Genomic DNA, 9,067 nt, shown 5'->3' with positions numbered 1-9,067 from the left:
TTATTAATCGGCGACAGAGGGTACATCAGCAAAGAACTCCAACTGGATTTATTCAACTATTCCAAGATAAATCTTTCGGTTCCAATGCGTAAAAACCAGCATAATTTTGTGGACTTTTGCAAGACAAAATCAAAAATCAGAAAGAGGATTGAAACCAATATTTCGCAACTGTGCGGACAGTTCTTAATAAATATTAACCTCGCAAAAACCTTTCAAGGTTTGGCAACAAGAATAGTATCAAAAATAACTTCTTTTACCATGATTCAATATCTAAATTTTTTCGTCTTCAAGAGAAGTTTGAATAAGTTAAAAATTAATTTGTGCTAAATGCACAACAGGTATTGTTTTATAGATTTCAACTTTAAAAAAGGTATGAATATTAAGCAAGAAAAAGTAAACTCAGCAAAGTTGCTTTGCCAAAGATAATTGTCTTATGATTACAAAAACTTTAGGGATTTTGTATGGAATTAAAAATATCAAATTCAAAAAATAATTTAACTTTGATCTTATTTTTTAATCAAAACACCGAAACATCTGAATGAAGCTCAAGGATGAGGACATTGTAAAGTTCTTAACGGCACCTCAAACTGTAGAGAAAGGACTGCGCGCGATGATGGATGCTTACCAGAGCCGGTTGTACTGGCACATCAGGCGGCTAATTGTAGACCATGACCAGGCTCAGGATGTGTTGCAGGATACTTTTATTAAGGCGTACCAGAACATTCACCAGTTTAAGAGTGACAGCAAGCTTTACACCTGGCTCTATAGGATTGCTACCAACGAGGCACTGCAACAACTTAATAAAATTAACCGGATGAAGAAGACGGATGAGGATGCGGAATATTATCTGCAGAATCTGGTGGCTGACAATGCCTGGCAGGATGCTGAGGAAATCCTGGTCCTGTTGCAAAAGGCGATACAAACATTACCGGAAAAGCAGAAACTGGTGTTCAATATGCGGTATTACGACGATTTGCCTTACGAGGAGATCTCCAGGATTCTGGATATGTCTGTAGGCACCCTTAAGACCAATTATCATTACGCTAAAGACAAAGTGGAACAATACATAAAGGATAATTACTCAGACGAGTTTTAGAATAAAGAATATAAAAGTTATGCAAATTGATATAGAAAAACTGAACAGAAAAACACCGTATCCGGAACCTGAGGATTCGTTTTTTCAGGGACTTCAGGATCGTGTGATTTCCAAAACGATTGGTGAAAGCAATCTGAGAACCGAAGACACTGTCATAAATAAGAAAACCCGTGTTTTCTCTCTCAATTTCCAATGGATGGCTGCCGCAGCAGTTGTATTGATTGCCGGTATCACCGCGTTTTTTGGATTTAATAATGATCCGGAGATGCAGATGGCTAAGCAGCAATCTGTTGTTGACAGTGTCTATGAGATACAACCTCTAGAAACAGAAACATCAAAAACTGTTGCTGAAAATAACAGTATTGATAAAACAGAGATGTCGGCTGCTAGCAAAAATACGCCTATAAAACCGTCTGCCTCACATGAGCGGAAGATTGGTAAACAAGGCGAAGCTTTTGATAACAGGGACCGTCTTGACTATGCATCCTCGGTTAAAAAGCCGGAGAATGATGTAGAAAAAATTCTCGCTGCTTTTACGCCGGATCAGATCAAAGACCTGGATAGAAACAGCGAACAGGATGTTTACCTTGACCTTTATAATTAATAACAAAATATTAGAGAGATGAGAAAATTGTTATTAACAGCAGTGTTTTTTGGATTGATTGGTTTTCAAAAGAGCAATGCCCAGATTAGAAGAACAGATAATTCTAATGCAAAGGCCAATGTGTCTCCTTCGGCGTCGGCTTACAGAAACAGTTCTTCCTCACTGGCTCCAGCCAATTCTTATCAGAGGCAGCAGAATATCCCAAGCAGTGCGGACTGGCAGAATATGGATATGAACGAAAAAAGACAGGCCGTGAGTAATATGTCTGTGAGAGAACGCTCTGCATTTTTGCAGAATATGAAGGCTAATATTGTTGTTGGCGATATCAGTGTGCCGGCAGATAAGCAGGATAGTTTTAAGAATTTATATGCAGAGTATCAGAACAATCAGAAGCAGATCAAGGAGAAATTCCATCCGGATAAAAACTTTGATCAGTTGAGCGACGAAGATGCGACAGCCAGGCTCAACCAAAGCTTTGATGTTGGTCAGCAGTTATTGAATAACAGAAAGGCCTATGCGGATAAATTTTTGAAAATCCTTACGCCTCAGCAAGTGCTTAAACTCTTTCAGACAGAGGGTAAAATGCGCGATAAAATGCTTGATAAAAAAAACGATAAATAAATAAAGAACCTCTGTAATTAAGAGGTTTTTTTAGTTTTATATCACACATTCACAAATGTTTCTAAATAATTTTTCCTATTCTGTCAAAAATATGTATTTTCGCAAACTGATTATAAACACATAATATAAAATGGCAATTTTAGGCGAAATTAGAAAAAGATCGTGGCTGTTAGTAGGCGTTATTGCTTTGGCGCTTTTTGCTTTCCTGGTGAATCCTGATACAATAGACAAAGTTTTTGGTAAAAATCCAAATATTTTGGGTAAGGTAAATGGTGAGGAGATCACAAGAGACGAGTTTAACGACCAGCTTTTTATTTTGCAGCAGCAAGCTCAGCAACAGGGGCAACCCGCAAAAGGTCTCGAAGAACAGGCCTGGCAGTTGCTGGTGCAATCCAAATTAATCAAACAGCAGTTTGAGAAAATGGGGCTTAAACTGACAGATGATGTATTCTGGAGCCAGTTGCAATATGATCCTATATTCGCACAAAATCAACAATATTTTGATGAAAAAGGCAACTTTAAGCTTCAGGAAATCAAAAGCGAAATAGAAAAAGCGCAGACTTCAAACCCTGAAAACTATGGTTTTTGGTTAAAAAACAGAAAGGCCATAGAGTATAGAATGATGGCCAGGATGCTTTTTAGTAATGTTACCGCGGGTATCACAACCAGCAAAAAAGAGGCTGAGCTGATGATGAAGTTCCGGGATGAGATGGCTAATATCGATTTTGTAAAAGTTGATTACCTTGAGTTTTCTAAAAAAAATAACGTAAAAGTGACCACGCAGGATCTGGCTGATTACATCAAGCAGCATCCGACAAGATTCAAAGCTACGGCCAGCAGAAATATTGCTTACGCTTATTTCCCTGCAACACCAAGTGCTCAGGATGATGCGGCAACACTTAACGAGATTAATAAATTATACCTAAAAGGCACCGACGCTTCCAACGGAGCAGAAAATTTCCAGAACACCAAGAATGACTCTATGTTTGTGGAGCTTAATTCTGATGTTCCTTTTATTCCGCAATACGTAAGCCTTAACCAGATTCCTCAGGAGCTTAAAGGCAAAATTGCTACTGCCGCAATAGGGCAGACTTTTGGTCCGTATAAAGAACAGAACTTATATGTAGTATCTAAGTTATTGGATAAAAAAGCATCCGATTCTACATTGTCAAAACATATTTTGATTGCTTACAAAGGTGCTGAGCGTTCTACTGCTACCAGGACAAAAGAGGCGGCTAAGAAAACAGCGGATAGCCTTTTGGCAGTTATCAAAGCTGATCCTGCAAAGTTTGCACAAGGTTTAAAATTGTCTGATGAGCCTAACGCGGTAGAAAGAAATGGTAGTGTTGGCTGGACAACGCCTTCCTCACCTTTCGCGCCGGGTTACCTCAAGTTTTTAGCCGATAATGCTAAAGGCACCACGGGTCTTGCCGAGACATCATTCGGTTACCATATTATTAATGTGGAAGACAAGAAATCAGGCTCCATGGCTTATAAAATTGCGCACCTTGCAAAAAACATCAAAGCATCTGATAAAACTGAAAACAAAGTATTAACTCAGGCTACAAGATTTATCCAGCAAACCGAAGGTAAAAGTTTCAACCAGTTTAAAAACCTGGCTGAGAAAAACAAATACATTTTCAATAATGCAAAAGCTGTTGGCCGATTCCAGGGAACACTTCCGGGGCTTAACACCGATAAGGATGCAGACGTGATTACCTGGGCTTTTGATAAGAAAAGAGAAATTGGTGATACGGATATCTTTACAGTAGAAGGGTCGGGAGACAGGATTGTTGCTTACGTTGTAGGAAAGCAGGATGAAGGCCTTGCAGATCCGGAAACCGTAAGAGATCAAATAGAACCAATTGTTAAAAATAAATTGTTGGCCAAGAAAATCGTAGAAAAAATCAATGCCGGAAAATATACTTCGCTTGATCAGGCAGCAAAAGCCTTTGGTACAAGCAAAGCCAGCGCAACAGTTAACCTGTTCAATCCGGGAGTGAATGGTGCTATGGAGCCAAAAGTTGCGGGTGCTGCCTTCGGTGTAGCTGCTAATAAGTTATCTCAGCCAATAGAGGGGATGACAGGTGTTTATCTATTGGTGAAAAAATCAGTAACGACCAATAAGTTGCCTGGTGATATCAAGCAGATTGTACAAGCTATTACGCAGCAAAACTCTCAGCAGTTTACCGGAGCGCTTCTTAAGAGCCTTCAGGACAATGCAACAATCAAGGATTACAGAATCGAAGTTTGGGACAAAGCTCAAAAATAATTTTCTAATCTGTTCATAAAAACAATAAAAGCGGCATAATTGTCGCTTTTGTTGTTTTTTTATTTATAACAATTATAAAAGCAATATTCTTATATTTGCTGATTAGTAAAAAACAAAAACGTGAAGTTAAGTAAAGAATTAAAAGCAGGATTGATCGCAGTTTTTGCTATTATAAGTTTCGTGATCCTTTATCAGTTCATGAAGGGTAAAAATCTATTTACAACAGATAATGTGTTTTATGCCAAATACGATAATGTAGAAGGGCTGGAAGTTTCAAATCCAGTATCCATCAACGGTTTGAAGGTGGGGCAGGTCGATGAGATCAAGCCAATGACTACCAAAGACGGTAAACTGCATTTTGTGGTAAAGGTTACCATCGATGATACATTCGAGTTTTCCAACAGGTCTACTGTCGAGATTTTTGAACCGGGGCTGATGTCCGGAAAAGAGATGAAAATTAACCTTTTTTATGGTGGTGAGATGGCAAAAGACGGCGATACGCTCAAAGGTAATTATCAACTATCTATGTTTAACTCTCTGTCGTCGCAAGTGAAACCGGTAAAAGATCAACTTTCTAATGTTTTGCTAAGGCTGGATTCTACACTGGCAAGTACCAATAAAATTGTTGATGAGCAAAACCGCAGAGAAATCAAGCTGCTGTTATCTAACCTTAACAAAACTATTGAAACATTTAAGTCCACTGCCGACAAAACCAATGCAATACTCGCTGGTAACGAAACGGGATTACATAATGTAGTAGAAAACGCCAACAAAACTTTGCTGACCGCTAACAGGACACTTGATAAATATGGCTCCGTAGCTGATAACGTTGACATCAATAAACTGAATGGTACAATCGATCAGTTTAACCAAACGGCTAACAAACTGAATAACGTTATTTCCGGCATACAAAACGGTAATGGTTCTCTTGGTAAATTGATGAAAGATGAAGAACTTTACAATAATCTAACAAAAACGTCAAGTAATCTTAATCAATTGGTAGAAGATGTAAAAGCCAATCCGAAAAGATATGTTAACTTCTCTGTTTTTGGTAAAAATGCTGATAAAAAATAGATATGCAATACATTGACAATGTCATTTTTCTGATTCTTCTCGTCGTAGGGTTTGGCTTGTTTGCAAAAAGCCTCAGAGAGCTGTACCGTAACATAAAGTTAGGCAGAGCAATAGACCGTACTGATAAAAAGGCAGAGCGATGGAAAACAATGGCAAGAGTCGCATTGGGACAAAGCAACATGGTGAAGAAGCCAATTGCCGGGATCCTGCACATTTTTGTTTACGTTGGTTTTGTTATTATTAATATAGAGCTGCTGGAAATTGTCGTAGACGGTATATTTGGCACACACCGTTTCCTTGCAAGCGTTTTTGGTGAGTCATTTTATTCATTCTTTACAGCGACATTAGAAGTTCTTGCTGCCTTGGTTATATTTGCCGTAGTTGTATTTTTTATAAGAAGAAATTTTTATGGCGTCAAGAGGCTCACGATGAAGGAACTCTCTGGCTGGCCAAAACACGATGCCAACTGGATTCTGATTATAGAATTTGCGCTAATGGTCGCCTTTTTCACAATGAATGGTTCAGATTGGGTTCTGCAGCAGAGAGATATTTTCCATCACCATGGGTATTTCCCGGTGAGTTCCAATATTTTGGGGCCAATTTTTGAGAATTTCGGTGATTCAGCATTATTATTTACTGAGAGAGGTGCATGGTGGTTTCACTTTGTGGGCATTTTGTTCTTTATGAACTATCTGTATTACTCCAAACATTTACATATTATTTTTGCATTCCCTAATACATGGTTTGCTAACCTTGAGAAAAAAGGGAAATTCAATAATCTGGCATCTGTTACCAAAGAAATTAAGTTGATGATGGATCCCAACGCAGATCCTTATGCTGCTCCGCCAGAAGGTGAGACAGAAGAAGCGCCTTCAAAATTTGGTGCAGAAGATATTTTTGACCTCAATCAAGTTCAGTTGCTTAATGCCTATTCCTGCACAGAGTGCGGACGCTGCACGGCAGAATGTCCTGCCAATATCACAGGTAAGAAGTTGTCTCCAAGATTGATTATGATGAAAACCAGAGATCGTCTGGAAGAAGTGGGTAGAAACATCAATAAAAACGGTGGTAAGTTTGTAGATGATGGCAAAAAATTGCTTAACGATTACATTACCAAAGAAGAACTTTGGGCCTGTACTACCTGCAATGCGTGTGTAGAAGCCTGCCCTGTCCTGATAGATCCTCTGTCTATTATTTTTGAAATGAGAAGATTCCTGGTAATGGAACAATCTTCCGCGCCGCAGGAGCTCAACCTGATGATGACCAATGTGGAAAACAATGCAGCACCTTGGCAATATAACCAGGCCGACCGCCTTAACTGGGCAAATGAAAATTAATGTAACAATGTAATAATCTTAGCAGTGTAACAATCAATTGGTAAACTGTTACATTGGTTAATTAGCAAATTATAAAAATGGATTTCACGATAAAAACAATGGCAGAATATGCAATGGAAGGTAAATCTCCAGAAGTTCTCTTCTGGGTAGGTTGTGCCGGAAGTTTTGATGACCGTGCAAAAAAAATTACACGGGCATTCTGCAAAATCCTTAATAAAATCAATGTAGAATTTGCAGTGCTGGGACAAGAAGAATCCTGCACAGGTGATCCTGCAAAGCGTGCCGGGAACGAGTTTATTTTCCAGATGATGGCTTTAACCAATATAGAAGTTCTCAATGCTTATGACGTTAAAAAAATCGTAACGGCCTGTCCGCACTGCTTCAATACCCTGAAGAATGAATATCCAAGCCTTGGCGGTAATTATGAGGTCATGCACCATACGCAATTCCTAAAGCAGCTAATGGAGGAAGGAAGACTGAAGATAGAAGGCGGCAGTTTCAAAGGGAAAAAAATTACCTTCCATGATCCTTGCTACCTTGGCCGTGGCAATGATGAGTACGAAGCGCCAAGAATGCTTCTTGAAAAACTGGATGCTGAGTTGGTAGAGATGAAGCGTTGCAAAACCAATGGATTATGTTGTGGCGCTGGCGGTGCACAGATGTTCAAGGAGCCGGAAAAAGGTAACAAAGACATCAATATCGAGAGAACAGAAGAAGCGCTTTCTTTCGAACCCAAAGTCATTGCGACCGGCTGCCCGTTCTGTAATACGATGATGACAGATGGTGTCAAGCATTTTAACAAAAATACAGAAGTAGAAGTTAAAGATATTGTAGAACTTCTGGCAGAAGCAGAAGATTTGTAAGCCAATCGCAGTAAAATAAAAACAGAACCCCGGAATGCCGGGGTTTTTCCGTTGAGTGGTTTAGATAAAAAATGCGTAATTTTATATCTCAAAAATTATTGAAATGAAAATTGAAGAATCTAATATTGTTGAGACCAACGATTACAGAGTGATTATATATCCTGCCTCGCGCCCTTTTACGGCCAAAGAAAGTAAAACAATTGCCGAAAAACTGTATGATTTCCTGGGTGGATGGGCGGCTCATGGCAAGCCCTTGTCATCGTCTTTCAAAATTGAGAAAAACCAGTTCATAATCATCTGTGTGGATGAAGAGAAGGAAGCAGCTTCCGGTTGCAGTATCGACGCATTGGGCAAGATTATGCGCGAGCTGGATGCTGAATTTGAACTTGGCCTTTTTGACCGTATGAAGGCCAGCTTTTTGGAAAATGGTGAAGTAAAAACGTTGAAATTATCAGATTTCAAGAATAAAATCAGGAATGGTGAGTTATCTAAAGATATTGAAGTTTTTGATTTCTCAAAAAACACCTACCTTGATTTCCTGAGCCATTTTTTGCAACCGTTTAACCGTAGCTGGGCATCATCTATTGTGTAATTTGATAACATTTTTTCGGCAAAATTTGTTCATACTACAGCTCATAAAGCTTAAGTTTTTATCTTTGCAGGGATGAAACTCAGATTATCCATAATTGTTACAGCGCTGGTGTTACTATGTGCCTGCCAGAGGGACGAAGAAGATATCCAGATGATTGATCAGGTTCTGAAAATGTACGTCCACAATTCTGCCGGCCAGGATTTGCTGAACAACAGAATCAAGGATTCTTATTCATCGGTATCCCTCTTGGATCTTTTGGGAGAAACGGCATTGGTGCCTGTGTCCGGCTTCAGCCTTATAAAGGATTCCGATACGGTTACTTATTTGGATTATGCCGCAGGTGCGGTGCGACTGAAGCGAGATTCCATTGGCCCGGAGCTGAAGACTTATTACTCAAAATTTATTATACGATATTCAAAAACGGTTAATTCCCAAACAGTGACCGATGATGATACGATTGAGATTGATTACAAATGGACGCCGTCATTGTTTGAACTATCGTCGCTTAAATATAATAATCAACTGAAATTTACAAAAGTATCTGGCCAGCCCAACGTTGTAAAAATCGTCAAATAAAATCCTTAAATTTGCATACGCTCAGAAATATT

The 9,067-nt window shown here is 39.1% G+C and carries 9 protein-coding genes and 1 pseudogene; all 10 read left to right on the top strand.

Translation table 11 applies throughout. The annotated features are described in order from the left end of the window. A pseudogene (locus B0B05_RS16820) lies at positions 1-327 on the top strand (IS982 family transposase); the annotation flags it as partial. 211 nt (positions 328-538) lie between these two features. Further along, entirely contained in the window at positions 539-1,096 is a 558-nt protein-coding gene (locus tag B0B05_RS08680; protein ID WP_076783266.1) for an RNA polymerase sigma factor, read from the top strand. Between the two features lie 19 nt (positions 1,097-1,115). Then, positions 1,116-1,700: a hypothetical protein gene (locus B0B05_RS08675; protein ID WP_076783265.1), complete on the top strand. Its 585-nt coding sequence runs from the start codon at positions 1,116-1,118 to the stop codon at positions 1,698-1,700. A gap of 18 nt (positions 1,701-1,718) precedes the next feature. Beyond that, positions 1,719-2,321, top strand: a complete 603-nt coding sequence (locus B0B05_RS08670; RefSeq protein ID WP_076783264.1) for a hypothetical protein — start codon at positions 1,719-1,721, stop codon at positions 2,319-2,321. Between the two features lie 130 nt (positions 2,322-2,451). Next, positions 2,452-4,593, top strand: a complete 2,142-nt coding sequence (locus B0B05_RS08665; RefSeq protein ID WP_076783263.1) for a peptidylprolyl isomerase — start codon at positions 2,452-2,454, stop codon at positions 4,591-4,593. A 120-nt stretch (positions 4,594-4,713) separates the two neighbouring features. Next, on the top strand, positions 4,714-5,667 hold the full coding sequence (locus B0B05_RS08660; RefSeq protein ID WP_076783262.1) for an MlaD family protein: 954 nt from the start codon (positions 4,714-4,716) through the stop codon (positions 5,665-5,667). Between the two features lie 2 nt (positions 5,668-5,669). Then, positions 5,670-7,004, top strand: coding sequence for a 4Fe-4S dicluster domain-containing protein (locus B0B05_RS08655; protein ID WP_076783261.1), 1,335 nt, complete (start codon positions 5,670-5,672; stop codon positions 7,002-7,004). A 77-nt stretch (positions 7,005-7,081) separates the two neighbouring features. Further along, positions 7,082-7,867 carry a (Fe-S)-binding protein gene (locus B0B05_RS08650; protein WP_076783260.1) on the top strand — a complete coding sequence of 262 codons (786 nt, stop codon included), beginning with the start codon at positions 7,082-7,084 and terminating at the stop codon, positions 7,865-7,867. Positions 7,868-7,970: 103 nt separating this feature from the next. Continuing rightward, positions 7,971-8,459: a hypothetical protein gene (locus tag B0B05_RS08645; RefSeq protein WP_076783259.1), complete on the top strand. Its 489-nt coding sequence runs from the start codon at positions 7,971-7,973 to the stop codon at positions 8,457-8,459. A gap of 72 nt (positions 8,460-8,531) precedes the next feature. Further along, entirely contained in the window at positions 8,532-9,035 is a 504-nt protein-coding gene (locus tag B0B05_RS08640) for a hypothetical protein (protein ID WP_076783258.1), read from the top strand. The last annotated feature ends 32 nt before the right edge of the window (positions 9,036-9,067 follow it).

This window comes from Epilithonimonas bovis DSM 19482, assembly GCF_900108115.1.
Lineage (GTDB): Bacteria > Bacteroidota > Bacteroidia > Flavobacteriales > Weeksellaceae > Epilithonimonas > Epilithonimonas bovis.
The sequence above is the reverse complement of the archived record's forward strand: the minus strand, read 5'-3'. Positions and strand labels throughout refer to the sequence as shown.